At 41.5% G+C, this 25358-nt stretch carries 22 protein-coding genes, 1 rRNA gene and 1 other RNA gene; 17 read left to right on the forward strand and 7 right to left on the reverse strand.

What is annotated here, in order from left to right; genetic code table 11:
- Nucleotides 1-277 precede the first annotated feature (277 nt).
- Genes mads1 through C9J47_RS19590 form a run of 7 tightly spaced genes read left to right on the forward strand, consistent with a single transcriptional unit; the run spans nt 278 to nt 10165 of the window.
- A complete protein-coding gene (gene mads1, locus C9J47_RS19560) occupies nt 278-457 on the forward strand; it encodes a methylation-associated defense system helix-turn-helix domain-containing protein MAD1 (RefSeq protein ID WP_107254999.1) in 180 nt (59 codons plus the stop codon).
- Nucleotides 458-1363: a restriction endonuclease gene (locus C9J47_RS19565; RefSeq protein WP_107255000.1), complete on the forward strand. Its 906-nt coding sequence runs from the start codon at nt 458-460 to the stop codon at nt 1361-1363. It abuts the gene before it with no gap.
- 28 nt (nt 1364-1391) lie between these two features.
- Complete coding sequence (locus tag C9J47_RS19570) at nt 1392-4217, forward strand: type I restriction endonuclease subunit R (RefSeq protein ID WP_107255001.1); 2826 nt, start codon at nt 1392-1394, stop codon at nt 4215-4217.
- Nucleotides 4214-5956, forward strand: a complete 1743-nt coding sequence (locus C9J47_RS19575) for a restriction endonuclease subunit S (protein WP_107255002.1) — start codon at nt 4214-4216, stop codon at nt 5954-5956. The genes C9J47_RS19570 and C9J47_RS19575 overlap by 4 nt, the downstream gene beginning before the upstream one ends.
- Nucleotides 5956-7710: an AAA family ATPase gene (locus C9J47_RS19580; protein WP_107255003.1), complete on the forward strand. Its 1755-nt coding sequence runs from the start codon at nt 5956-5958 to the stop codon at nt 7708-7710. The genes C9J47_RS19575 and C9J47_RS19580 overlap by 1 nt, the downstream gene beginning before the upstream one ends.
- A complete protein-coding gene (locus C9J47_RS19585) occupies nt 7707-8582 on the forward strand; it encodes an HNH endonuclease family protein (RefSeq protein ID WP_107255004.1) in 876 nt (291 codons plus the stop codon). The genes C9J47_RS19580 and C9J47_RS19585 overlap by 4 nt, the downstream gene beginning before the upstream one ends.
- A gap of 44 nt (nt 8583-8626) precedes the next feature.
- A complete protein-coding gene (locus C9J47_RS19590) occupies nt 8627-10165 on the forward strand; it encodes a class I SAM-dependent DNA methyltransferase (RefSeq protein WP_107255005.1) in 1539 nt (512 codons plus the stop codon).
- A gap of 48 nt (nt 10166-10213) precedes the next feature.
- Here the strand turns inward: C9J47_RS19590 and C9J47_RS19595 are convergent, their stop codons facing one another.
- From C9J47_RS19595 to smpB, 3 genes are all read right to left on the reverse strand, one after another.
- On the reverse strand, nt 10214-11455 hold the full coding sequence (locus tag C9J47_RS19595; RefSeq protein WP_107255006.1) for an integrase domain-containing protein: 1242 nt from the start codon (nt 11453-11455) through the stop codon (nt 10214-10216).
- Nucleotides 11456-11641: 186 nt separating this feature from the next.
- Nucleotides 11642-12009, reverse strand: a transfer-messenger RNA (tmRNA) gene (gene ssrA, locus C9J47_RS19600).
- Between the two features lie 106 nt (nt 12010-12115).
- Nucleotides 12116-12592, reverse strand: coding sequence for an SsrA-binding protein SmpB (gene smpB / locus C9J47_RS19605; RefSeq protein WP_006230748.1), 477 nt, complete (start codon nt 12590-12592; stop codon nt 12116-12118).
- 232 nt (nt 12593-12824) lie between these two features.
- Here smpB and C9J47_RS19610 point away from each other — a divergent pair, with 232 nt between their 5' ends.
- Both C9J47_RS19610 and C9J47_RS19615 read left to right on the forward strand, forming a co-directional pair.
- Nucleotides 12825-13259, forward strand: a complete 435-nt coding sequence (locus C9J47_RS19610; protein ID WP_006230750.1) for an SRPBCC family protein — start codon at nt 12825-12827, stop codon at nt 13257-13259.
- The gene (locus C9J47_RS19615) at nt 13249-13575 is read left to right on the forward strand and encodes an RnfH family protein (RefSeq protein WP_006230751.1); all 327 of its coding nucleotides are present in this window, start codon (nt 13249-13251) and stop codon (nt 13573-13575) included. The genes C9J47_RS19610 and C9J47_RS19615 overlap by 11 nt, the downstream gene beginning before the upstream one ends.
- A 244-nt stretch (nt 13576-13819) precedes the next feature.
- Here C9J47_RS19615 and bamE read toward each other — a convergent pair whose 3' ends face one another.
- From bamE to nadK, 3 genes are all read right to left on the reverse strand, one after another.
- Nucleotides 13820-14176, reverse strand: coding sequence for an outer membrane protein assembly factor BamE (gene bamE / locus C9J47_RS19620; protein ID WP_107255007.1), 357 nt, complete (start codon nt 14174-14176; stop codon nt 13820-13822).
- 202 nt (nt 14177-14378) lie between these two features.
- Nucleotides 14379-16046, reverse strand: coding sequence for a DNA repair protein RecN (gene recN, locus C9J47_RS19625; protein ID WP_006230753.1), 1668 nt, complete (start codon nt 16044-16046; stop codon nt 14379-14381).
- Between the two features lie 179 nt (nt 16047-16225).
- Nucleotides 16226-17107: an NAD(+) kinase gene (gene nadK, locus C9J47_RS19630; RefSeq protein ID WP_107255008.1), complete on the reverse strand. Its 882-nt coding sequence runs from the start codon at nt 17105-17107 to the stop codon at nt 16226-16228.
- Nucleotides 17108-17320: 213 nt separating this feature from the next.
- Between nadK and grpE the strand changes: the two genes are divergently transcribed.
- From grpE to dnaJ, 3 genes are all read left to right on the forward strand, one after another.
- Nucleotides 17321-17941, forward strand: a complete 621-nt coding sequence (grpE, locus tag C9J47_RS19635) for a nucleotide exchange factor GrpE (protein ID WP_006230755.1) — start codon at nt 17321-17323, stop codon at nt 17939-17941.
- Nucleotides 17942-18147: 206 nt separating this feature from the next.
- On the forward strand, nt 18148-20067 hold the full coding sequence (gene dnaK, locus C9J47_RS19640; protein ID WP_107255009.1) for a molecular chaperone DnaK: 1920 nt from the start codon (nt 18148-18150) through the stop codon (nt 20065-20067).
- An 88-nt stretch (nt 20068-20155) separates the two neighbouring features.
- Complete coding sequence (gene dnaJ / locus C9J47_RS19645) at nt 20156-21298, forward strand: molecular chaperone DnaJ (RefSeq protein WP_107255010.1); 1143 nt, start codon at nt 20156-20158, stop codon at nt 21296-21298.
- A gap of 114 nt (nt 21299-21412) precedes the next feature.
- Here the strand turns inward: dnaJ and C9J47_RS19650 are convergent, their stop codons facing one another.
- Nucleotides 21413-21796, reverse strand: a complete 384-nt coding sequence (locus C9J47_RS19650) for a type IV pilin protein (RefSeq protein ID WP_107255011.1) — start codon at nt 21794-21796, stop codon at nt 21413-21415.
- Nucleotides 21797-21930: 134 nt separating this feature from the next.
- On the opposite strand from C9J47_RS19650, the gene C9J47_RS19655 reads away from it, so the two are divergent.
- The 5 genes from C9J47_RS19655 to C9J47_RS19675 all read left to right on the forward strand — a co-directional run.
- Entirely contained in the window at nt 21931-22518 is a 588-nt protein-coding gene (locus C9J47_RS19655; RefSeq protein WP_107255012.1) for a GspH/FimT family pseudopilin, read from the forward strand.
- Nucleotides 22496-23134, forward strand: a complete 639-nt coding sequence (locus C9J47_RS19660) for a PilW family protein (RefSeq protein ID WP_107255013.1) — start codon at nt 22496-22498, stop codon at nt 23132-23134. The genes C9J47_RS19655 and C9J47_RS19660 overlap by 23 nt, the downstream gene beginning before the upstream one ends.
- On the forward strand, nt 23134-24465 hold the full coding sequence (locus C9J47_RS19665; protein ID WP_107255014.1) for a hypothetical protein: 1332 nt from the start codon (nt 23134-23136) through the stop codon (nt 24463-24465). The genes C9J47_RS19660 and C9J47_RS19665 overlap by 1 nt, the downstream gene beginning before the upstream one ends.
- Entirely contained in the window at nt 24455-24865 is a 411-nt protein-coding gene (locus C9J47_RS19670) for a type IV pilus modification PilV family protein (RefSeq protein WP_107255015.1), read from the forward strand. Before C9J47_RS19665 ends, C9J47_RS19670 begins: the two co-directional genes overlap by 11 nt.
- A 377-nt stretch (nt 24866-25242) precedes the next feature.
- Nucleotides 25243-25358, forward strand: a 16S ribosomal RNA gene (locus C9J47_RS19675); the annotation flags it as partial.

Raw genomic sequence — 25358 nt, forward strand, 5'->3', positions numbered from 1 at the left:
AAGTGATGTTTGAAACATAGAGATAAAAACGTTGCCGACATCAATGCTCTCGTCTTCATTAGTTGTTGAAGACACAATCATAAAGTGTGATGTCAGTTAACTGAATGCGGGGTTTATGGCTCGCTTACGATTGAAATGTTCGTAGTGTTGAATATCATGGATTTAATAAAGCAACTAATCCCATAACCCCACTTAGATCATTGCCGCTTCCTCTATTTTCCCATATTCTCTCACTATCAATTCTGATGAATTAAACCAATATGAGATAACACTCTGAATGGTAGACCAAATTTTAACATTGAAAGAGGTGGCTGCTTATCTAAAGTTGGCCGAAAAAACAGCATATAGATTAGTAAGCGAAGGAAAGCTTCCTGGTTTCAAAGTCGGCGGTTCATGGCGCTTCAAACGTGAAGATCTTGATGCGTGGATCGCGCAACAAAAGAATGTAGGTGCCTAAATGCTTCCAACTTACCAAGAGTTAATGAAGCCCGTTTTAGAGGCGGCAAAGAATCAAGAAGTAAAACTTAGCTATGTTACTGATTTACTCGCGGAGCAATTCAATCTTTCTGAAGATCAGAGAACCGAGCTACTTCCTAGTGGACGACAAGCAGCTTTTACTAATCGGGTCGGTTGGGCAAAAACGTATCTAGCTAAAGCTGGATTACTTGAAGCCACAAGGCGTGGTCATTTCGTTATAACTGATTTGGGGTGTGAAGCATTAGATAGTGGTGAAGAAGTCAATAATCATTACTTGAAGCGTTTTGATGACTTTAATACGTTCACTAAGCCGAAGAATAGTGATGTAGAGAAAGTTGATGATGTTAATGCAGCTAATAGCGACTCTACTCCGGATGAAGTGCTTAGAGCTGCTTATAAGCAAATCAACGATGCTCTAGCGTCTGACATTCTCTCACGTACCCGCAAAGTTACACCTGCATTTTTTGAACAACTTCTTATTGAGCTGCTTTTGGCTATGGGCTACGGCGGCAGCGATGAAGGAATGGCTCATACACTTGGAAAGAGTGGAGATAATGGTGTTGATGGTGTTATTAACCAAGACCCACTTGGTGTAGATCAGATTTATCTTCAAGCGAAACGCTATGCGGATGGCAATAACGTAGGCGCTGGTGAAATCCGAGACTTCTTTGGTGCGCTTAATCTGAAGAAAGCACAGAAAGGTATTTTTATTACCACTTCAGAATTTACCTCATCAGCTACTCAAACAGCGAAAGACCTTGGTATGCGTATCGTGCTTATCAACGGAAAAGAACTAGCAAAACTAATGCTGCGCTACAACATCGGCAGTAGAGATGAAGACGTATTGCATTTGAAAAGAATTGACGAAGAGTTTTTCGAAGGTTAATCAATTAAACAGAGCTTGGAACTGAACTATGGATATTGACGGACTAAAACCGGAAACGCAGGCGCGCTTATCAATTGATGAGCAATTGAAAGCCTCTGGCTGGAAAATACAGACTTGGCCCAAGGTTAATCTTGGCGAAGGCTTGGGTGTAGCGGTTCGCGAGTATCCAATTGACAGTGGGAAAGGGCAATATACAGATAGTGCCGATTACTTGTTATTCGTTAACCGTTTAGCTGTTGGTGTTATCGAAGCAAAAAAAGATGAAACAATTCTTTCACAGGTGGAAGACCAAACTCTTCGCTATGCCACTAGTAAAATCAAGTTCCGAAAAGAAGAAGCACCTTTATCGTTTCTATTTGAAGCAACAAGCCAAGTCATTCATTTTACTGACCTTAGAGACCCAGCCCCAAGAGCTCGCGAAGTCTTTTACTTTTTTAAGCCTGAAACTCTACAAACGTGGTCCAAACAAGACAACTCATTACGTTACAGTTTAAAAAACTGTATGCCAGAATTGGAGAAAGCGACTCTTCGTGATTGTCAGGTGAGTGCCATTACAGGGCTTGAGAAATCGCTGTCTGAAAATAGGCCACGTTCGCTGATACACATGGCAACAGGCGCGGGTAAAACCTTTACCGCCATTAATGCAGTCTACCGCTTGCTTAATCATGGTGGTGCGAAACGTATACTCTTTCTAGTAGATACTCGAAATTTAGGTAAACAAGCACAACAAGAGTTCCATGCGTTTAAACCACAAGGTACACAAACCTTCTTCCATGAGAATCACATTGTTCAGCGCTTAAACAGCAGCACAATAGACGATGCGGCTGAAGTGTGTATTTGTACCATTCAACGCATGTACTCTATCTTGAGCGGCAAGCCTATAGATGAAAGTGCTGAAGATGTATCACTACATGAAATAAAACAAAATCAACAACAGGGAAAGTTGGTAAAGTACAACCCAGCAGTACCTATCGAAACCTTTGACTTTATCATTGTTGATGAGTGCCACCGCTCTATTTACAACTTATGGAAACAGGTACTTGATTACTTTGATGCTTTCACCATTGGTTTAACCGCTACACCAGACAAGCGTACTTTTGGGTTCTTTAATGAAAACATTGTTGCTGAATACAGCTACGAAGATTCGGTCCTCGATGGTGTGAACGTAGGCTACGACGTCTATGAGATAGAAACAGAAATTGGTAACAAAGGTGCCGAACTAAAAGCTAAAGAGTGGCTCGATCACCGAGATAAACTCACCCGTAAAAAACGTTGGGCACAGGCCGAAGAAGGTAGCAATTACACCAGCAAAGATCTCGACCGTTCGGTGGTCAACAAAAGTCAAATTCGCCAAGTAATAAAGGCGATGAAAAGGGCGGTTGAAATAGAGATATTTCCTAATCGCAAAGAAGTACCGAAAACACTGATCTTTGCCAAAACAGACAGCCATGCTGATGACATCATTCAGATTGTCCGTGAAGAATATGGCCAAGGTAACGAATTCTGCAAAAAGGTAACCTATAGCGCGAAAGACCCTGATGGTATTCTCAATGACTTTCGTAACGACTTTAACCCAAGGATCACGGTTACCGTTGATATGATTGCAACGGGAACTGATGTAAAGCCACTAGAAATCTTGCTCTTTATGCGAGACGTACGCAGCAAAGGCTATTACGAACAAATGAAAGGTCGTGGTGTGCGTAGTTTAAGCTACGAGGATTTACATAATGTCAGCAAAAGCGCGACTACCGATAAAGATCGCTTTGTTCTTATTGACGCCGTTGGGGTAGAGAAATCCCTAAAAACAGAAAGCCGACCATTAGAGCGAGCGCCTAACCTTTCAATGAAAGACCTGTTGCAAGGTGTGGCAATGGGACATAGAGATGATGAGACCATCCAAAGTTTAGCCAGTCGTTTAACTCGGTTAAGCAAACAACTCGATAAGCGCGGTCTAGATAAGGTAGAGAAATTAGCAGGAAAACCATTACCGCAACTAGCTAGAGAACTGCTCACCGCCATTGACCCAGATGCTATCAATCAAAAAGCATTAACCAATGCTAAAGAGGCGGGTATTACACGTAGTGAAGAAACACTAACGGACACCGAGCGCCAAACCGCTAAAGACCAGCTTGTTGATCAAGCCTGCCAAAGCTTTGATAACCCAGAAACTCGCGAAGTGATAGAGTCAGCGCGTAGAGATCACGAACAGCTTATCGACCATATAAACCTCGATACAGTTACGTATTCAGGTTATAGCGGCCAAGCTACTGATGATGCGGAAAAAGTAATTCAAACGTTCAAAGATTTTATTGAACAACATAAAGACGACATTCAAGCATTGAGCTTTTTCTATCAACAACCATACCAGCGTAGGGGTTTAACCTTTGCCATGTTAGAAGAGTTGCACCAAGCGCTAAGCAAGCCACCGTTGTTACTCACCACAGAAAAGTTGTGGACTGCCTATGAACGGCTAAATCAAGGCGGTGATAAAAACACTAAGCAAAAAGCCAACACGCAACGACAACTAACCGATATAATCTCGTTAATAAAGTTTGCCATTGGCCTAGATGCAGAGCTGAAGCCTTTTGTCGAACAGGTGGACGCCAAGTTTAAAAAGTGGATTTTCCGCCACAACGCTCAGCGTTCAACCGCCTTTACCGAGCAACAAACCCAATGGCTGCGTTTGATTAAAGACCATATTTCCGCCAGCTGTTTTATAGAACGCGATGACTTTGACTACAGCCCTTTCTCCGATCATGGCGGGTTACAAAAAGTGTGGGGCTTGTTTAACAACGACGATAAAAACGAATTAGATAGCCTATTGGCTGAAATGAATCAGGAATTAATTGCGTGAGTGAAATAGTACAATTACCGCAAGGTTGGAGTAAGGCTAGTTTACAAGATGTTGCAGTTTGGTCATCTGGTGGAACGCCTTCTAGAAAAGTACCCGACTACTTTAAGGGTAATATTCCGTGGCTCAAAACGGGTGAACTAGGTGACAGAATAGTTTGTGATGCTGAAGAGTTCATTACTGAAGACGCAATTAGAAACTCTAGTGCAAAGGTTTTTCCAAAAAACTCTGTTGTGTTAGCTATGTACGGTGCCACAATTGGCAAGGCATCAATTCTAGGCATTGATGCAGCTACAAATCAAGCCTGTGCGGTTGGCATCACCGATGCTGTTACGCCTGTATATCTTTACTATTACCTCATTTCTCAAACCCAGAAATTTATAGATGCAGGTAAAGGAGGCGCACAGCCAAACATTTCACAGCAGATTGTAAAGGCTTGGCCTATAAATGTTGCGCCAATGAATGAACAAATACGTCTAGTAGAAAAACTCGATGAACTCTTCTCTGAACTCGATGCTGGCGTAAAAGAACTCAAAGCGGCGCAAATCAAACTCATTCAATATCGCCAATCCCTATTGAGAAGTGCTGTTGAAGGCTCGCTCACAGAACAATGGCGAGAAGCTAACAGCGGTAGTATTCGGGAAAGTGGCGAACAATTGTTAGTGCGAATTCTTACTGAACGTCGCGAACGTTGGGAGCAGCAAAAATTAGCAGACTTTCAAGCCAAAGATAAAAAACCACCGAAAAACTGGAAAGAGAAATACCCAGAGCCAGTAAGACCCGACACAGCAGACTTGCCTGAACTACCAGCAGGTTGGGTTTGGGCGAGTTTATCTCAAATCGGCTGGCTGGATCGAGGAAAGTCAAAACATAGGCCTAGGAATGCAGAGCATTTGTATGGTGGTGCTTATCCATTTGTACAAACAGGTGAGATTCGAAGTGCAGATCAATATATAAGACACACAGAAAAAACATACAGTGAAGAAGGGCTCAAACAGAGCAAACTTTGGCCCAAAGGCACAATGTGTATAACTATTGCTGCGAATATTGGTGAAACAGCTATTTTAGATATCGAAGCTTGTTTTCCGGACAGCATTGTTGGATTTTCGACAATTATTGAAGATATGCCAATTGAGTACGTTGAGTATGTGTTTAGAATTCTAAAACACAAGCTTAATGATGAAGCGCCTGCGACAGCGCAAAAAAACATAAATTTGGAAATCTTATATAAAGAAGTTATCCCTTTACCACCAGTAGTAGAGCAATTGACGATTGTTGAGTATCTGAATACTAAATTAGAAAATATAAAGCATCAAAAAAAAGCAACGGCACTTGGCTTAAAACAATCCGAAGCCCAACGAAAAAACATTCTTAAATCAGCATTCTCTGGTCAACTGGTACCTCTAGATCCCAACGATGAGCCAGCTTCGGTATTATTAGAAAAAATAAAAGCCGAACGTGAAGCCTTGGCAAAAATCCCCAAGCCTCGAACGCCGCGTAAACCTAAAAAAAAAGTTGATGTGATGGATACCTTACTAGAAGTTTTAACCGCAGAAGACGGCTGGGTTGATGCCCAAGAAGCCTTTAAAAAGTGTGGCATTGTCGATGAGACCTCAACTGATCGCATCGAAGAGATTTACACAGAACTGCGGAAATTAGAAAAAGCAGGCAAAATTGAAATTGAACGTAATGGTGGTTACGATCAATTAAAGCTGATTACGCAAGAAGTTAAGGAAGATTAATGCGCTTAGCCTCATTTACAATAGGTTCAGACCGAGAGGGTGATCGTCAACGGTTTAAAAACTTAAAAAACGTCACAATCGATTTTGAAGAAGAAGAATGGATCACCTTAGTTATAGGCTGGAATGGCACGGGTAAGTCAAATGTACTTGAGGCGTTGGCGGTACTTTTCCGTGATTTAATCATGGGAAAGAACGACAAAAATGAAAAAGACAAACCTTCGTTTGCTTATACCCTTAGGTATTTTTGTCATGAAAAAGAAATTGAGATCAGCGCAGATCCTGAACGTACTAAAGATGCTTATTTAATCAGTTATCGTGATTTAGGTGGAACTAAAGATGTAGCTACTTTGGAAGTTGATTTGTTAAGCATTTTAGCTGATAAACCCATATTAGCTTCGCTTAAGTTTACTGACTTCAAAAAGCGGCAAGATGAGTTCTTACCGAAATATGTGTTTGGCTACTATTCTGGCCATAGCGACCGCATGCAGTCGGTATTTCGCCCGTATCTTCAGCAATATGATAAAAAACTTCGTAACGCTAAGTCGGAAGACCCAGGTTTAAGGCGGTTGTTTTATGCTTTACCTGTGCACAGCCAATTTGTGCTTTTAGCATTTGTACTTAAACAAGATGATCTAGTCAGGCACTTTCTTGATACGCAACTAGGACTAGAAACAGATGAAAACGCTGAAAGCATAGACTCTGTATTGTTAGAGTTAAACGAACCTTCATGGAATTTGAACAAGAATAAAGACCCTAAAGGTACTTATGGAGCATGTAAGACAGCACCTGATATATTCTGGGGAGCTGAAGGCATTGTTCGTGAGTTTTTGGATCGTGTTCATAAAGTTTCCACCGCACCTATAAAGATAAAAAGAAAAGATGAAGCGACATTATGGAACAAAAAAGGTCGTGAATACCTTTATATGTTTATCAAGGATATCAGCAAGCTGAACGAATTAGTTGGTGATCAAGAACCAAGAGATTTTTTCCGTGATCTAGAAAGTACCTATGTATCAGAGCTGATCAGCGAAGTGCGGATTCGCGTTAAGCTTAAAAAGAATGATGGTAGCGTAACCTTCCGTGAACTCAGTGAGGGGGAACAGCAATTACTGACCGTATTAGGCTTGCTGAGGTTTACCGCAGAAGAAGAAAGCTTGTTCTTACTGGATGAACCAGATACTCATTTAAACCCTAAGTGGAGCGTTGATTACATAGACTATTTGAATAAGTTTGTGACCTCTGGGTCTGATGGTGAAAACAATAGCCACATAGTTCTAACGACTCACAATCCTATAGCCATCGCTGAATTGGCACGCGACCAAGTCCAAATCCTAAGTCGTGATGATGAGACTAGAAGCATTGAGTCTCATAAACCACATTACGATCCTCAAGGGATGGGGTATGCGGGCATTATTACTAGCGATATGTTTGGGCTAGGTTCTTCACTAGATAAACGAACTCAAAAACGGTTAGAAACATACAGAGCATTAGCAAGTATTGATAATAAGACCAAATTTGAAGAGTTGCGTTTTCAAGTCATTTCAGAGTGGTTAGATAATGATAGATTCAGTATGTCACAGCGTGATGATGACTATGAGCGCTACATAAAAATTCGTAATACTCTCCTTTATGAAAAATCTGATGCTGATAGCCTTCAAGAGCTGGTTAACTTTGCACTAAGCCTATCTCAAGAGGATCGTGACGCAGTTGCTAAGCAAGCGATTACAAAGTTACTAGGTGAGGATAATCAGTGAGGTTTGTAGATAACACATTTATCGACTTACCTGATGGTTGGGAAGATAGAGCTGAATCAGCTACAGAAGCATTGGTCGATGGCACTATTGTCGCTGATGACCGTAGCTCGGTCTGGAAGGCACTAAAAGAAAGTTTAGAAGAACTATCAAATGGAAGGTGCTGGTATTGTGAAACTAACATTCCTCGAACAGACAATGCGGTAGATCATTATCGACCCAAGGGAAAAGTGCAAGGAGTTGAATTTTCAGAGGATGAAAAAACTTTAGCCAGATATAACTTAAATCCAGAGCATTCAGGTTATAAGTGGGCAGCATTTAAACATGAGAATTTCCGCTTTTCATGTCAACACTGCAACGAATACAGAAAGGATTTGCAAGGGACCGGGGGCGGGAAGTGGAACTACTTTCCCTTAGTGAATGAGCCTGAACGTGCTTATGATGAGTTAGACGAAGACAATGAGGTCCCCGTTTTACTCGACCCGTGCAAAAGATTAGAATGGCGGCTTCTTTCGTACGATAAGTCTGGAGTTCCATTTTCTAGGTTCGAAAAAGACAGCCCTGAAGATATTAAAGTAAGGCTTTCTATAAGGTTGTACCATCTTGATCAAAAGCGATTAAACGAAGGACGTGTAGGTCAGTGGAGGCTGTTTAAGCCTCTGATCGATGATGCTAAGAAGTGGTATTTGAAAAAACTTCGACAGGACCAAGGTGCTGATGCCTGCTTTGAGAAAGAGTTGCGGAAAGTAGGGATGTGGTTTCATCCAAAAAGCAAAAATACCTATCTGGGGTTCCTTGTTTATCAGTTAGAGCAAGATAAAGATAAAGACACGTTGCATCCATGGATTGGTGAATTAATTAGAACCGTAGGTTGATAGTATAAGTGAGATGCTATACACATGATTATTGAGATTGACAAATGAACGCACCAGCATTAGTACAAAAAGTTTGGAATTACTGTCATACATTACGTGATGACGGCGTTGGTTATGGTGACTACTTAGAGCAGCTCACATATCTATTGTTTTTAAAAATGGCACATGAGTATGCTCAGCCGCCTTACTCAAGGGATACCAAAGTTCCGACAGAGTTCAATTGGGAAACATTGCAGGGTTTAAAAGGCGAGAAGCTAGAAGAACAGTACCGTAAGGTATTAAAAAAATTAGCATCTGAAAGTGGCATGATTGGTGCGATTTTCTACAAGTCTGAAAATAAGATCCCCGATCCTGCTAAGCTGGCTCGTATCGTTAAAATGATTAACGATGAAAACTGGATAAGCTTAGACTCAGACGCTAAAGGCGACTTGTACGAAGGGCTATTGCAGAAGAATGCGGAAGATACCAAAAGTGGTGCAGGCCAATACTTTACGCCACGCGCATTGATTGACGCTATGTTGGCTTGTGTTCGTCCAGAGCCTAAGAAAACAATCTCCGATCCAGCCTGTGGTACAGGTGGGTTCTTCTTAACGGCTAGTGATTGGGTCACCTATGGTGACGAACAGTGGATTGAAAAAGGCATGAGCCATTGGAATCCATCAAAGCATGACGAAAGTACCATAGCAAAATCAAAACTAAACAAAGCCCAAGTGAAGTTTTTGCGTGATCATACTTTCCGTGGTAATGAGATTGTTCCATCAACTCGCCGTATGTGTCTTATGAACTTGTTCCTTCACAATATCGGTAGTATTGATGGTGAACCAGAAGTAGAGCGAGCTGATGCGTTGCTAACTCCTATTAAAGGGGAAGATAAGGTCGACTATGTATTAGCGAATCCTCCTTTTGGTAAAAAAAGCAGCTTGACCATTACTAATGCTGAAGGTGGGGAAGATAAAGATGCACTAACCTATGAGCGTCAGGATTTTTGGGCGACAACCACCAATAAACAATTAAACTTCTTACAGCATATCGTTTCGAGCTTAAAAGACACAGGTAAAGCCGCAGTAGTCTTACCTGATAACGTGCTATTCGAAGGTGGGGCAGGTGAGCGCATACGTCGTAAATGGCTAAACAACTGCGACGTACATACGATTCTACGATTACCGACAGGTATCTTTTATGCTAATGGTGTTAAAGCTAATGTAGTGTTTTTTGATAATGCTGCTCGTGATGAAAAAGTCCATACCAAAGGTATTTGGTTTTATGACTTGAGAACAAATAAGCATTTCACACTGAAACAACGTCCAATGATGTTGAGCGACCTTAAAGACTTTATCCAGTGTTATAACCCTGAAAATCGTCACGCTCGTACAGAGAAGGAGCGATTTAAATACTACAGCTACGATGAGCTAATCAACCGTGACAAAGCTAGCCTAGATGTGTTTTGGCTTAAAGATGATAGCCTAGACAACTTAGATAACCTGCCTGCACCTGATATTTTGCAACAAGAGATCATAGATCACCTAGAGGCTGCATTGGCTGCATTCAAAGAGGTTGCGGCAGGGCTACCAGAATCTAAATAATGGCATAGGGCTAATTTACTGCACGAATCGATTGGTTTGACCGTTAATTTAACCAATGATTTTCATTTGTTTGGTCCCCGTCACTGAGAGGCTGCCTTGTGCGGCCTCTTCTATATTCCCACTCCACCAGCTCATCATGGGAATGCGACGTTCCAAGTAATCAGTGTGATTGTAAGCACTGCGTACTTGATTATCATCAACGTGAGCTAATGCCGCTTCAATTAAATCAGCCTCAAAGCCTTGTTCATTGAGTGTAGTACTCGCAAGTGAACGTAAACCATGACTAACGAGTCTTCCCGCAAATCCCATTCGTTTTAATGCCATATTTGCCGTCTGGCTGTTACATGGTTTCATTGGATCTCTATCTGATGGAAACACGTACTCTCGATGTCCACTAATAGGCTGTATGACTTCAAGTAGATCTAATGCTTGTTCTGTTAGTGGAATACGATGCTCACGACGTTTCTTCATTCGCTCGGGTGGAATAGTCCATACTTTGGCATCTAGGTCTATTTCATCCCAACGAGCACCTGATGCTTCCGCTGGTCGTGTCATGGTATGTAATTGCCACTCAAGCAAACAGCGTGTTGTACGCTTGATAGAAGCGTTAGCTATCGCATTCATTAACTCAGGTAATTCATCAGGCTTTAGGGAAGCCATATTTTCTTTTTTGGGCTTCTTGAAAGCATCCTTAATACCGCTGAGTGGGTTGGAAAATATTAATCCACAGTTAACGGCATAGATCATAACTTCATTTAACCGCTGGGTAAGCCGTTTCACTGTTTCTAAACTGCCCTTGGCTTCAATAGGGCGAAGAATCGCAATCACCATTGGTGCCGTTATTTGAGATATAGGGTAGTTAGCCAGTTTAGGGAAGATGTGTTTTTCTAGGGAGCGCCAAATGTCTTCAGCATAGTTAATAGTGACAATGTCTTTCTTTATCTCAAACCAATCAGAAGTAACATTGGTTAGTGTGTGCTTACTAGCTTTCTGTTCATCTATTTTTTGTTGTTCTCGAAAGGTTTTCGGATCGTTTCCTTCCGTGACCAACGAGCGAGCTTTAAGTGTAAGTTGACGAGCTTTGGCTAAGGTGAGTTCAGGGAAAGCGCCTAAGCCCATGTTAACGCGTTTTTTAGTTTGAGGGTGACGGTAGTTGAAATTCCATAGGCGAGAACCGTTGGTACGAACACGTAATTGTAGGCCGTCACCGTCAGAGAGAACGTAATCTTTCTCTTTGGGTTTGGCGTGTTCGATTTGCTTTTGGTTTAGACGTACTGCTTTAGTGCCCATGCTAACTAGCCTCTAAGCCTATTGGTATTCCAAAATATTACTCCAATTTGTATGGAATACCACTTGGAATACCAAAAGTTGCGGATACTAGCAAACGCTAATGGATACTATAGATACAAAAAATCCCCCTAAACCATTGATTTAGGGGGCTCTCTGGACATCCTAGGATGTCTTCGTATACGAAATTGGTGGAGCTGGCGGGATTTGAACCCGCGTCCAAGAGCAATCCAACCATAGGCGCTACATGCTTAGTCTATCTTTATTCTCGTAAGTACACTGCGAACAGACACGCCATGTAAATACATACCAGAATTCTATTTCGCGGTTCACCTCTCTAGTCAAAGGTTCCCTCGCTATCTCGTTTGGGTTTGAACTTCTATGATTCCCCGTCTTACAAGCGGAAGCTAGGGTAGAAGTGCGCTAGCAGGTTATTAAGCTGCTAGTGCGAAGTTTTCGTCGTTTGCGACTATTTTTTTGCGGCTTTTTACGTGGCCAACCGCCCCACGGCATGCTCCACAAGCCTTCTTGATCCTGTCGAATCCTGAATCAGCCCCAGAGGTGTTTCGAGATGGATAGTAGCATATAAATCTTTCACGTCAACGAAATTACTATTGAACGTGGTGGATGTGTATGAAAATCCATCAGTTTACGTTTTTCTTACTATCGTGTGCTGTGTTTCATGATGCGTTGCTTATCGCGAGCCCAGTCTCGGCTCTTAGAATCTGCGCGCTTATCATGCAGCTTTTTACCACGTGCTGTACCTATCTTTAGTTTAACCCAAGATGCCTTCCAGTACATAGATAATGCAACGATAGTTTGGCCTTCACGGTTTACCGCACCCAGTAGCTTATCGATTTCTTTACGATTCAATAATAGTTTACGAGTACGCGTTGGATCGGCGACAACGTGGGTTGAGGCCGCATTCAGTGGTGTGATTGTTACACCTGAAATAAACGCTTCACCATCACGCAGAAACACATAGCTTTCGGCGATGTTTACTTTACCGTTACGAATTGCTTTTACTTCCCAGCCTTGTAGTTGAAGCCCGGCTTCATAATCATCTTGGATGGCAAATTCGTGTCTGGCGGTACGGTTTTTGGCAATGGTGTTATCTGACTTATTCGGTTTCTTAGCCATGGGGTATCCATTTCTTTATGTTGCTATTCCCAAAACAGATGTTCATCAGTTTGGTCGAGTAGAGTGTAATACAGGTTTCTACGTTGTTATGTCGTTGAAAGTTTAACTGTATTCGCTCTGATTTTGGCTGTTTACCGACTAATGGTATCATTGAGCCACTTCTTCGCATAGATTTTGATTTTATCGCTGTAAAATCTATGCGTGAGGGGTTTGTGAAGCTTAAGGAGAATCTATGCCTCAGATCAGTCGCTCTGCACTTGTACCGTTTAGTGCCCAGCAAATGTTTGAACTTGTTAATGATGTTGAATCTTACCCCGCGTTTTTACCTGGATGTTCAGGTACTAAAATTATTGAACGTTCTGGTGAGCATATGATGGCTTCTGTCGATGTGTCGAAAGCGGGCATACGTAAAACGTTTGTGACTCGTAATCAGCTGATTGATTTTAATACCATCGACATGCAGTTGGTTGATGGCCCATTTCAGAAGTTAGTGGGTGGTTGGAAATTCATAGAGCTTGATGCGACAGCGTGTAAAATTGAGCTGAATTTAGATTTTGAATTTACCAACGGATTAGTGGATGCGGCATTTGGTAAAGTGTTCCGCGATTTGACTAGCAATATGGTAAGTGCCTTTACCAAGCGAGCAAAAGAAATTTATGAGTTCTAATGATAAGTTGATTCATGTAGAGGTTGTGTATGCTCTGCCTAATAATCAGCGAGTGATCAAGCTGGCGATTAACTCAGAAACGGATGTTCAAGAGATCATTGAGCAATCCGGAATATTGGCGATGTTTCCAGAGATCGATTTGAAGAAAAATAAGATCGGTGTGTACAGTCGTAATGTGAAGCTCAATGCGACGGTACGTGATGGCGATAGGATTGAGATTTATCGACCTTTACTGGCCGATCCGAAAGAGATCCGTCGTAAGCGTGCTGAACAAGCCAAGAAAGAAGCATTAAAAGCAAAATCTGAGGCGAAATAAAACGGTAGTAATGTGGTTTGCTTGTCGCTCTTGACGTTATACCATTCTGGATAAGTAAATGGTCAGATAATTGCGCAGGAAAAATTGATAATAACAAGGCAGAAATTGAAGTAACTAGTGGTTCTAATTATAAAATTTCTAACGTAGTTATAAACAATTTAAACCAGCAAGAATGATCAGGTACTTGTCTAGATTGGTATTATAAAGCAGATAAAGAAAAAGCTCGCCAATGCGAGCTTTTTCATTAATTGATGGCAGTTAAGAAGTTTGGTCCAGGCTGATAATCACCTTTCATTCCAAGCAACTTGTTCTGAGCATCAAACGTCAAAATCAAATTCTTTTGTACGCTTTCTTCATGACCTGGTTGTTGGTAATACACGTAATACCAAGTGTCAGGGTAGCTTGGCTCTACAAGCATTGGTGAACCTAGTACATAGCTTACTTGTTCTTTGTTCATGCCCATTCGAAGCGTATCAATATCAGATTGCTCAAGGTAGTTACCTTGGTTGATATCAATACGGTAAACCAATTTCTCAATTACTGAGCAACCACTAAGTAAGCTTAACGCTAGTGTTAGTGCGGCGATATTTTTCCAACTCATAGCATCCTGGCTTTTTAGCTTTAACTGCTGCGATGATAAACAAGGTCAAAGCAGAAGTAAAAAAAGTGGTAAAGAAAAAACTCTAATTGAGACTGCTGTCAGCCCCTATAGTTGCATTTCTACTTAAGTTTATTTCATCTTAGCCAAAATGATTAGCGATATGTCTCATTAATCAGAACATAATGCTAATTTATATCAATATTTATGCTGCAATCAGTAATTCTTTCGCATTTGCTAGTGTACGGTCGGTAATCTCACTCCCACCCAGCAATCTTGCTAGCTCGGCAACACGTGCGTCGTCATTTAAAGGGCACATGCTTGTTTCTGTTTGTCCTTTGGTGCTCTTCTTGGCGACAAACATTTGCTGGTGGCCACAGCCTGCGACCTGCGGTAAGTGTGTTACACACATGACTTGGGTTGAATTGCCTAAAGTACGCAGCATTTTTCCGACAATTGCGGCTGTTGGCCCACTAATACCGACATCGACTTCATCGAATATAAGGCTGGGTGTTTCAATTTTCTGGGCTGTTATCACTTGAATGGCTAACGATATACGCGATAACTCACCACCAGATGCGACTTTACCTAAGGGCTGCAGCGGCTGACCTGGGTTGGTGGATACTAAGAAGGTGATGGTGTCGAAGCCTAGTGGGCTTAACATACCTTCTGCATCATTTTGTACGTCAATTTTAAAGATGCCATGTTCCATGCTGAGTTCATGCATGCTGCAAGAGATCTTTTTATCAAGCTCTTTGGCATAACGGTGGCGACTTTTACTGAGTTTTTCTGCTGTTGCTAAGAATGCTTGTCGTTTATTTTCAACAAGCTCTGCAAGTTCTTCCAGTCGCTCATCGCTACAATCAAGTTGTTCTAACTCTTTGAGTAGATCTTGGTGTTTCTGGAAGAGTTCGTTAGGCATAACGTAATGCTTACGGGCTAACGATAAAATTTTAGCAATGCGTTCTTCTAGGTAGACTAAGCGTTGGGGATCCATATCCAGATTATCTAAATAACCCCGTAGCTCTTGGCTAGCTTCTTGAACTTGGATAATGGCATCTTCCAGCATTTGTGGAATTGCACTCAAGCTATTATCGAACTCACCTAAGGATACGACTTGCTGGCTTGCCATTTGAAGCAGCTGTAAGGCATTGCCATCATCGTTGTCATATAAAATCGATAGGGCGGTTTGGCTCGAAAGTGCAAGTTCACCGCTATTTGATAAGCGTTTATGTTCTTCTTCTATCTCGCTGTATTCGTCTTCGCCAAGTGCCAAATCATGCAGTTCTTTTACTTGGTATTGAATAAGTTGCTTTTGTGCTTCATTTTTTTCACGATTTTGAGTTAGGCGCTTTAATTCATTATTCGTCTGACGCCAGTTTTGATAAGCCTGACGTGTTTTATCCATTAAAAGGTGATGACCCGCATATTGATCCAACATTTGCTGTTGATAATCAGGACGCATTAGTTGCTGATGGGCATGTTGACCATGAATATTGATCAACAATTGGCCTAATGACTTCTGCTGAGAAGCAGGAACAGGGCTGCCGTTAATAAACCCACGAGAACGACCTTCTTTTGTTATCACTCGGCGAAGAATACATTCTTCACCATCGACCAATTCATTGTCTTCGAGCCAGCGGCGCGCTGCTTGGTTATTTTTTAATGAGAATGCGGCAGAAAGTTCTGCTTTATCTTCGTTAGGACGAACCATAGACGCTTCAGCGCGATCACCAAGGCAGAGACCAAGCGCATCAATCGCGATCGATTTACCTGCACCGGTTTCACCAGTAATAGTGGTCATTCCTGACTTGAGTTCAAATTCTAGGTTTTTGACAATAGCAAAGTTAGAGATAGTCATATGAGAAAGCATGTGTTCACCTGTTTAAATCAACACCTGTGTTTTCATACAGTATATACTGTATCTAAGTACAGTAAAGTACTGTGGTGAAATATTTGATGAAAAAGTCGAATATGGTAAGTCGATGAATTTCAGGTAATAAAAAGCCAGCAATAAGATGCTGGCTTTTTGCTTTCAGAAAAAATGCGTGATCAAAACAGTTTACTTGACCAACCTAATTTGGCGCGGAGTACACCGTAGTAGTTATAATTTTTAGGGTGAATAAGCTGTAATTGCTCAGGGCTTTGATAGATATGGACCTCATCACCAGGGCTAACAGGTAGGGAAACCTGTCCATCACAGCTTACTTCTAATGTACTGCCGTTATCGGGCGACACTAGTAATTTAATGCAACGATCACCATCGACCACTAAAGGACGACTTGATAGCGTATGTGGAAACATCGGCACTAAGGCTATTGCATTTAAACTTGGCGACAGAATAGGGCCACCACCAGACAGTGAATAGGCTGTTGAGCCTGTCGGGGTTGCAATGATCAAACCATCAGAACGTTGAGAAAAGGCGAAGTTATCATCAATATACACTTCAAATTCGATCATGTGAGCGATCTTATCTGGGTGTAATACGGCTTCGTTTAATGCGGCGTTCCGGCTTTTTATTTGTCCGTGCCGATGAACTTCTGCTTCTAATAAAAAGCGGCGTTCCGTTACAAATTCACCCTCTAAAACTCGGGTTAATTCTTCTTTGAAGCTTTCTGGGTCAAGATCTGTCAGAAAACCTAAATTACCACGGTTAACCCCAATAACAGCGATGTCGAAACGCGATAGCACGCGCGCTGCGCCTAACATGTTGCCATCGCCACCGACGACAATCGCGAGGTTCGCTTTATCGCCAATAGTAAGTAAATCGCACAAACAGTCTTGAGGCACATCAAGGTCGTTCGCTAATCGATGATCGACTAAAACGTCGTAGCCTTTGCCTGTTAACCAGTCAAAGAGGGTTTTGTGAGTTTGCAGAGCATCTGGGTTTCTTGGCTTACCAATTAACGCGATTGTTTGAAAAATGCGCTTCATGTCCTTGATCCGACAAATGATAGTGAGGCCAGTATAGCCTTAGGTTTAGAGACTTGTCGCGCTTTGTTAGCGAACTCTGCTTGAATCATTGACGTTCATCCCCATAATAGGCACATGAATGTTTTTTTTGAGCAGATAATACTGGTTTATCTACTCAAATTTGTGAACAATTGTATTTAAAATACATCAGTATCTTGGCGGAGAAGTAAAAGCATGAACAATGAAGACAAAAAACTACAGGATGAACAGCTGCAGCAAGAGACTGTAGAAGCGGCTGAGACTGTTTCTGCTGAGGAAGAATTTGTAGAAATTACTGCTGAAGAAATGCAAATCGCACGTATTGCTGAATTAGAAGCAGCGCTACTTTCAAGTGATGCAAAAGTAAAAGAAGCGCAAGATAACGTGCTTCGTGCTCGCGCAGAAGGTGAAAATGTTCGTCGACGTTCAGAAGTAGAAATCGATAAGGCTCGTAAATTTGCATTGAATAAATTTACTGAAGAATTATTGCCTGTTATCGATAATCTTGAACGTGCTATCGAGATGGCAGATAAGAATGACGAAGCGTTGAAGTCAATGATTGAAGGTGTTGAACTAACGCTTAAAACAATGACTGCAACGGTTGAGAAATTCGGTCTGAAGCAGCACAACCCTGTAGGTGAAGCATTTAACCCTGAATTCCATCAAGCAATGTCTATTCAGGAAAGTGCAGAGCATGAACCAAATACGGTAATGCTTGTTATGCAGAAAGGTTATGAGCTTAACGGCCGTATTATTCGTCCTGCAATGGTAATGGTATCTAAAGCTGCTGCTGGCAGTGTAGATATGCAAGCATAACTGTATAAATGCTTTAAAAAGACCCACTACGGTGGGTTTTTTATTTTATTTAAATATTTTTTGGGTGTTGCCCTTGAAATGGGGATGATTGGCCTTATTTAGTAATCATACGACATCGTAAACTTATTTTGTCTGGGTATAACCCATATAGCGACGTTCATTTCGGACGCGCTTGTAAAATTAAATGAATTTCGGAGAAAAGCCTGATGGGTAGAATTATTGGTATTGACTTGGGTACAACTAACTCTTGTGTAGCAGTACTTGATGGCGACAAACCGCGCGTAATTGAAAATGCGGAAGGTGAGCGTACTACGGCATCTGTTGTTGCTTACACCCAAGATGGTGAAACGCTAGTAGGTCAACCTGCTAAGCGCCAAGCGGTAACAAACCCTGAGAACACATTATACGCAATTAAGCGTCTAATCGGTCGTCGCTTTGAAGATGAAGAAGTTCAGCGTGATCTTAAAATCATGCCTTTTAAAATCATCAAAGCTGATAACGGTGATGCATGGGTAGAAGCGAAAGGCCAAAAAATGGCTGCTCCTCAAGTATCTGCTGAAATTCTTAAGAAAATGAAGAAAACAGCTGAAGACTTCCTAGGCGAAGAAGTAACAGGCGCAGTAATTACTGTTCCTGCATACTTTAACGATGCTCAGCGTCAAGCAACGAAAGATGCTGGTCGTATCGCAGGTCTAGAAGTTAAGCGTATTATCAACGAACCAACAGCAGCTGCACTTGCTTACGGTCTTGATAAGAAAGGCGGCGATCGCACTATCGCAGTTTACGACCTTGGTGGTGGTACATTCGATATCTCTATCATCGAAATCGATGAAGTAGAAGGCGAGAAGACTTTCGAAGTTCTTTCAACTAACGGTGATACACACCTTGGTGGTGAAGATTTCGATAACCGCATGATCAACTACTTAGTTGAAGAATTCAAAAAAGAACAAGGCATGGATCTTCGCAACGATCCTCTTGCAATGCAGCGTCTAAAAGAAGCTGCTGAGAAAGCGAAAATTGAGCTTTCTTCTGCACAACAAACTGATGTAAACCTTCCTTACATCACTGCAGATGCATCTGGTCCTAAGCACATGAACATCAAGGTGACTCGTGCGAAGCTTGAGTCTCTAGTTGAAGATCTTGTACAGCGTTCTCTTGAGCCTCTAAAAGTTGCTCTTTCTGATGCTGGTCTATCTGTAAGCGAAATCACTGACGTAATCGTTGTTGGTGGTCAAACTCGTATGCCTATGGTTCAAGCAAAAGTTGCTGAGTTCTTTGGTAAAGAAGCACGTAAAGACGTAAACCCTGATGAAGCTGTTGCTGTAGGCGCGGCTGTTCAAGGTGGTGTTCTTGCGGGTGACGTGAAAGATGTACTTCTTCTTGACGTAACGCCACTATCTCTTGGTATCGAAACCATGGGTGGTGTTATGACTAAGCTAATCGAGAAGAACACAACTATCCCAACGAAAGCGAACCAAGTTTTCTCTACTGCAGAAGACAACCAGAGCGCGGTAACTATCCACGTTCTTCAAGGTGAGCGTAAGCAATCTAGCTATAACAAATCACTAGGTCAGTTTAACCTTGAAGGTATTCAAGCTGCTGCTCGTGGTATGCCACAAATCGAAGTAGTATTCGACCTAGATGCTGATGGTATCTTGCACGTATCTGCTAAAGATAAGAGCACAGGTAAAGAGCAGAAGATCACGATTCAATCTTCAAGCGGCCTAAGCGACGAAGATATCGAGAAAATGGTTCAAGAAGCAGAAGCTAACAAAGAATCGGACAAGAAGTTCGAAGAGTTAGTAACTGCTCGTAACCAAGCTGATCAGCTAATTCACGGTACTCGTAAGCAAATTGAAGAAGCTGGCGAAGCACTACCAGCTGAAGACAAAGAGAAAATCGAAGCTGCTGTTTCTGAATTAGAAGAAGCACGTAAAGCTGAAGATAAAGAAGCAATCGACGCGAAAGTTCAAGCGCTAGTTGCTGCTTCTCAGAAGCTTATGGAAATCGCTCAACAGCAAGCTCAAGCTCAGCAAGCACCAGGCGGTGAAGGCGAGCAAGAAGCAAAGCAAGATGACAATGTTGTTGACGCTGAGTTCGAAGAAGTTAAAGACGAAAAAAAATAAGATAGTTAATTCATAATCTTATTTTCGAACGGGCGTTAGGGGTTACTCTATCGCCCGTAGCTGTATTTAAAGCAGGTGACAGTTAAGTATGTCAAAACGCGATTTTTATGAAGTTCTAGGTGTTGGTCGAGACGCCGGAGAACGTGAGATTAAAAAGGCTTATAAACGCCTTGCAATGAAATTTCACCCTGATCGCAATCAGGAAGCAGATGCGACTGAAAAATTTAAAGAAGTCAAAACTGCGTATGAAATTCTGACCGACCCTCAGAAGAAAGCGGCATACGATCAGTACGGCCATGCAGCCTTTGAACAAGGTGGCGGTGGTGGCGGCTACGGTGGTGGCGGCGGCGCTGATTTCGGTGACATCTTTGGTGATGTATTTGGCGATATCTTTGGTGGCGGCGGCGGTGGTCGACGTCAACAGTCGCGTGCTCAACGTGGCTCCGATCTTCGCTACAACATGGAACTGACATTAGAAGAAGCTGTTCGTGGCTGCTCTAAAGAAATCCGTGTACCAACATTGGTTGGTTGTGATTCGTGTGACGGTTCTGGTGCCAAGAAAGGTTCATCAGCAACAACGTGTGGCACTTGTCATGGCCAAGGCCAAGTACAAATGCGTCAAGGTTTCTTTGCTGTACAGCAAGCTTGTCCACATTGTCACGGTCGCGGCAAGATCATCAAAGACCCATGTAATTCATGTCATGGTCAAGGTCGAGTTGAAAAAACGAAAACCTTGTCAGTTAAGATTCCAGCGGGTGTTGACACGGGTGATCGTATTCGTCTTTCTAGTGAAGGTGAAGCGGGTGAATTTGGTGCGCCAGCTGGTGATTTGTACGTACAGGTACATGTTGCAGAGCATTCAATTTTTGAACGTGATGGCAACAACCTATATTGCGAAGTACCTGTTAGCTTTACGATGGCCGCCGTTGGTGGTGAAGTAGAAGTACCCACTTTGAATGGTCGCGTAAATCTAAAAGTACCATCAGAAACACAAACCGGACGTATGTTCCGTATGCGTGGTAAAGGCGTTAAGTCTGTACGCGGCGGTGCTGTTGGCGATTTGATTTGTAAGCTAGTTGTTGAAACACCAGTTAATTTAAGTTCTCATCAAAAAGAGCTACTTAAAGAGCTAGAAGAAAGCTTTGGTGGAAATGCAGCAAGTAAGCATAAGCCAAAGTCTGAAGGTTTCTTCAATGGTGTGAAGAAATTTTTTGATGATTTAACTGGTTAATGTTTGATTGATTAGTTAGACGAAAAAAGCCGACGAAAGTCGGCTTTTTTGTATCAATAACAAAAATAGTTTCATCTAAAGCATGATAGAAAGTTGTTTGGGTCATAAACTTTATTACCAACAACCAGCTGGTCCGGTTTGACCTGTATTTTTTATTGTTAGATCAGTACAGAAATCATTAAGTTGTGCGTTTTGCCTAGCTGCAGTAATTGTATAGTTGGTTGTTGTTGCGGTAATAGCATAGTTGTAACGCTCCCCACTTATATCGCAGCTTGGGCAAAGGTTTGCCACAGTATTATTTGTATCGTTATAAGTGTGCCCCTTAGTTCGCTTTTCTTCTAATGCGAGCTGAATCATTACTAAATCCCCCATCGCTTGATTGCGATAACTCTTCAAAACATGTGATTGATAAGAAGGGTAAGCAATAGCGGTTAATATGCCAATAATTGCCACAGTGATAAGTAACTCGATCAGTGTCACGCCTTTTTGTTCATTCATTGACGGCTCCTTCCTCTAATATTCGAATTCACTCGATAATTATCTCTTTATAATCAGGGGTATTTTGCTCTGGTGATACGATATGAATCAAGTTGAACTTATGCTGTCGACATGTTTATAAAGGGAACTGGGGAATGCCTCGCGGAATGGTTCAATCATTACACCATATACATTTTAATAGCTGGAAGACTCTTGGGTTTACTCTGCTAGAGCTGATTATTACCGTCGCAATCGTCGCTATTTTAGTTTCTGCCGCCGCCCCTTCGTTCAGTCAGTTAATTGATTCAAATAAAGTGAAGCGGTTAGCTACAGAAATCGAGTGGCTGTTGGTTCAAGCAAAATCAGAAGCTGTGATGCGTAATGAAGAGTTGAAAGTGCATTTTGTTCGGGATGATTCAGGTGAATTAACATATCAGGATGATGGTAACTGGGTATTGGCTGTGACATTAAAAGCAGCTGTAATTACAGATCGAGCTTCTGCAAAAAATATAGCTATTGCACTCATCGATGGTCAAGATTTCAAGAGAGTATCGATAAAAGCATCAAATAATTATGTTAGCTATACGATTGACCCTGTTCGAGCCACACCGAGCAATTCAGGGAGTTACTGGTTATATATAGATTCGAGTAAAGACGTGAAAGTTATGATTAATCAGTTAACTGGTCGCGTAAGAACTTGTGGTGAAACAGGGGAGTATTATGGCTATAAATCGTGTGGTTAATCTTGTTTGCCTTCAACGAGGTATGTCGCTGATTGAATTGTTGGTTGCTTCGAGTCTAGGCCTCATTGTTTTAGCCTCTGTAGGGAGCATTTTTCTAAGTGGGCATAATATGGCTGCTGAACGAATAAAACAGTTGATGCTAGCTCAAGATATGAATGATGCAATAAGGATCATGAAAAACGACATACAGCGAGCAGGTTATAATTCGGATAATTCAGGAACTTTGACCTTATCTGGCGCCTCTTCGACCATTGTTGTTAACTCCGCAAATGATTCAATTAGTTATGTGTATGAAGATGAAAATGCTGAATGGCGAATTGTGAAGTTTCGATTTAAGTCGGCATTACCTAATAACGTGATTCAAATGTGTGTTGATATGGTTACACCGTCAGTAGGTGGTATAACCCAGAGTGATGCAAGTTGCGGAGCTGGAACCGTCTTTTCATTAATGGATCAAGCTTACATAAACGTTACTGATTTTGATGTGGTGCCAACTCCTCTATCGACATCATCTGCAACGTCTTCAATTGTCGATATTCGCTTATCAGCGACATTACCAAAAACGAGTTATATAAAAACGGTATCAACAAAAATTAAAACAAGGAATTGGAATTAATGAAGAGTCAAAAAGGAATGGCGACTTTATTAGTAACGGCCATGTTATTAGTGGTGTCGTTATTATTTTCATTAGCATCTTATAAAAATGCTTTTTACCAAATTAAGCGAACGCAAAATGAGGTGTTGGCAAGGCAAGCGCATTGGCGAGCTGAGGGTGGGCTTGAGTGTGCTTTTTCAGAAATGAATGCATCAAGTAATCTGCCAAATGATCCAGCCTATATGAATACTTGTAGTAATAATCTTGTGGATACGGATATACGTTTTTCATTTCCGTCAAGCAATCAGATTAGAATTGTGTCAGAAGCTTCATCTGGTATCGTAGCAAAATCAACTGTCACAAAGACTGCTAAGTTTGGCGGAGGGATAAATAGCACTATTAAGATGAATGCTTCCGTTCTAGAACTTACAGGTTCTCAGCACTTTGTCCCCAATCCGACAGAAACGTTTATTAGCGCTGACAACTTCGCTTGTCAGTCAGTTGTGACGAGTGGGGTTGTTAGCTATATAAGTAGCGCAAGTGGTACAGATGAACACTTTTTAACAACGGATAGCACAGTTAGTCACCATGGTGGAGGGCCGGGAGGGGCAATCACATTTACTTGTGATAGTCGTTATCGTTCTAATCTGTTTGATACAACAAATATACCTACTGGATTTGTTGTGAGTGATTTAGTCAAGGGCTTGGATATTATCGAAAACACCACTGTAGATGTATTTCAGGATATTTTTGGTGTTGACCATGCCGAATGGAAAACAGTTAGAAGTGAAATTGCTCAAGATTCAAAGGGAGATATTATTAGCCCAAGTATAGTCAATGGAAAAGGTGGGGATGCAGTTACAGCGCAAGGATGGATTACAGAATGTTCGAAATTAGTTGAAGCTTCCTTTTTAGCTGGAAATAAAAAGATCTGGGTTGATGGGTCATGTGCATTAGGTGCTAATATTTTTGGCGGTGTGGTTTCTGACAAGTCAATCATGTTGGTGATTCATGATGGTTTTGTGGAGTTTAATGCTTCGGGTGCATTTAATGGGCTGTTATATCAATATGCATCAATAGCACTAAATGCAAAATCAATATGGGAAGACCGAGTTGATAATATTACATTTCCTGTCAGAGCGTTTAATAAATCGGATATAGATCCTAATTTTTTAAATGTAAGCTTTTTTGTCAATGGCTCAACTTATATTGATGGAGCTATTGGTATTGATGCTCCTGATAGAACCGTTAGAATTAATGGCTCTATCATTCCTTCATATAATGCAGGTAAATCAGGTGAGTTTATTAATGGTAAATTAACTTGGCTTGAGGGATCTTGGTATGATCTCTAAATCGAAAGGTTTTAGTCTTATTGAGGTACTGATTTCCTTTGTTGTTCTTACTGTCGGTGTACTTGGTCTTGTAAAGCTTCAAGCTTATATGGAAGTGAAATCTGAAAATGCGCTTCACAGCATTGATACTTTATACTTAGCAGAAGAAAAACTAGAGTTATTTCGGACCCGCTCACAAAGTGCAGGAACTGGCACTATGTTATATAGCGACATAAAGGGTAGTACTGAATCGCTATCAATGGCTGGAACAACAGTCAGTAGAGTCGTTGTCGTAAAAAATGATTTTCCTGTACTTGGTACTAAACACATTAAAGTATCAGTAAACTGGACTGATCGTTGGAATACCCCCCAGACAGTGGATTTAGATACTGTCATATCTAAATATAGCGAGTTTGATTAGCCTTTAAAATTACGTCTTGCGAGTAAGATTTAGCCCACAAAAACCAATCGTGTTCAAATTTTGAACGGTTGGTTTTTTTTGTTTAAAAAAGAGTTGTCACTCGCAAAAATCCCCCTATAATGCGACCTCACTGACACGGAGCACGGCGCTTAGCCAGCAACCTAGTCAGTATGTTCTTTAACAATTTGACCATGCAATCTGTGTGGGCACTCGTAAGATTTTAAGTCGAAAGATTTATCAATGAACTGAGTGACCTTAATCATCGAAAGATGACACAGTCAATTTATGCTTCATTTCTTCGCAAGAAGAATGAAACAAGAATATCAGTAAAAATCATTGAGCCGGTCGCCTTTTAACAAGAGCGGCCAACAAAACTTTAATTGAAGAGTTTGATCATGGCTCAGATTGAACGCTGGCGGCAGGCCTAACACATGCAAGTCGAGCGGTAACAGGAATTAGCTTGCTAATTTGCTGACGAGCGGCGGACGGGTGA

It is taken from the genome of Photobacterium indicum (assembly GCF_003026215.1).
Lineage (GTDB): Bacteria > Pseudomonadota > Gammaproteobacteria > Enterobacterales > Vibrionaceae > Photobacterium > Photobacterium indicum.

Excerpts from the sequence above, each read along its gene's own strand:
- C9J47_RS19655 (WP_107255012.1), top strand. The coding sequence starts at position 21,931 with ATGCCTCGCGGAATGGTTCAATCATTACACCATATACATTTTAATAGC.
- nadK (WP_107255008.1), bottom strand. The coding sequence starts at position 17,107 with ATGAAGCGCATTTTTCAAACAATCGCGTTAATTGGTAAGCCAAGAAAC.
- C9J47_RS19610 (WP_006230750.1), top strand. The coding sequence starts at position 12,825 with ATGCCTCAGATCAGTCGCTCTGCACTTGTACCGTTTAGTGCCCAGCAA.
- C9J47_RS19570 (WP_107255001.1), top strand. The coding sequence starts at position 1,392 with ATGGATATTGACGGACTAAAACCGGAAACGCAGGCGCGCTTATCAATT.
- bamE (WP_107255007.1), bottom strand. The coding sequence starts at position 14,176 with ATGAGTTGGAAAAATATCGCCGCACTAACACTAGCGTTAAGCTTACTT.
- dnaJ (WP_107255010.1), top strand. The coding sequence starts at position 20,156 with ATGTCAAAACGCGATTTTTATGAAGTTCTAGGTGTTGGTCGAGACGCC.
- recN (WP_006230753.1), bottom strand. The coding sequence starts at position 16,046 with ATGCTTTCTCATATGACTATCTCTAACTTTGCTATTGTCAAAAACCTA.
- mads1 (WP_107254999.1), top strand. The coding sequence starts at position 278 with ATGGTAGACCAAATTTTAACATTGAAAGAGGTGGCTGCTTATCTAAAG.
- C9J47_RS19615 (WP_006230751.1), top strand. The coding sequence starts at position 13,249 with ATGAGTTCTAATGATAAGTTGATTCATGTAGAGGTTGTGTATGCTCTG.
- C9J47_RS19595 (WP_107255006.1), bottom strand. The coding sequence starts at position 11,455 with ATGGGCACTAAAGCAGTACGTCTAAACCAAAAGCAAATCGAACACGCC.
- C9J47_RS19660 (WP_107255013.1), top strand. The coding sequence starts at position 22,496 with ATGGCTATAAATCGTGTGGTTAATCTTGTTTGCCTTCAACGAGGTATG.
- C9J47_RS19590 (WP_107255005.1), top strand. The coding sequence starts at position 8,627 with ATGAACGCACCAGCATTAGTACAAAAAGTTTGGAATTACTGTCATACA.
- C9J47_RS19665 (WP_107255014.1), top strand. The coding sequence starts at position 23,134 with ATGAAGAGTCAAAAAGGAATGGCGACTTTATTAGTAACGGCCATGTTA.
- dnaK (WP_107255009.1), top strand. The coding sequence starts at position 18,148 with ATGGGTAGAATTATTGGTATTGACTTGGGTACAACTAACTCTTGTGTA.
- C9J47_RS19565 (WP_107255000.1), top strand. The coding sequence starts at position 458 with ATGCTTCCAACTTACCAAGAGTTAATGAAGCCCGTTTTAGAGGCGGCA.
- C9J47_RS19650 (WP_107255011.1), bottom strand. The coding sequence starts at position 21,796 with ATGAATGAACAAAAAGGCGTGACACTGATCGAGTTACTTATCACTGTG.
- C9J47_RS19670 (WP_107255015.1), top strand. The coding sequence starts at position 24,455 with ATGATCTCTAAATCGAAAGGTTTTAGTCTTATTGAGGTACTGATTTCC.
- C9J47_RS19580 (WP_107255003.1), top strand. The coding sequence starts at position 5,956 with ATGCGCTTAGCCTCATTTACAATAGGTTCAGACCGAGAGGGTGATCGT.
- smpB (WP_006230748.1), bottom strand. The coding sequence starts at position 12,592 with ATGGCTAAGAAACCGAATAAGTCAGATAACACCATTGCCAAAAACCGT.
- grpE (WP_006230755.1), top strand. The coding sequence starts at position 17,321 with ATGAACAATGAAGACAAAAAACTACAGGATGAACAGCTGCAGCAAGAG.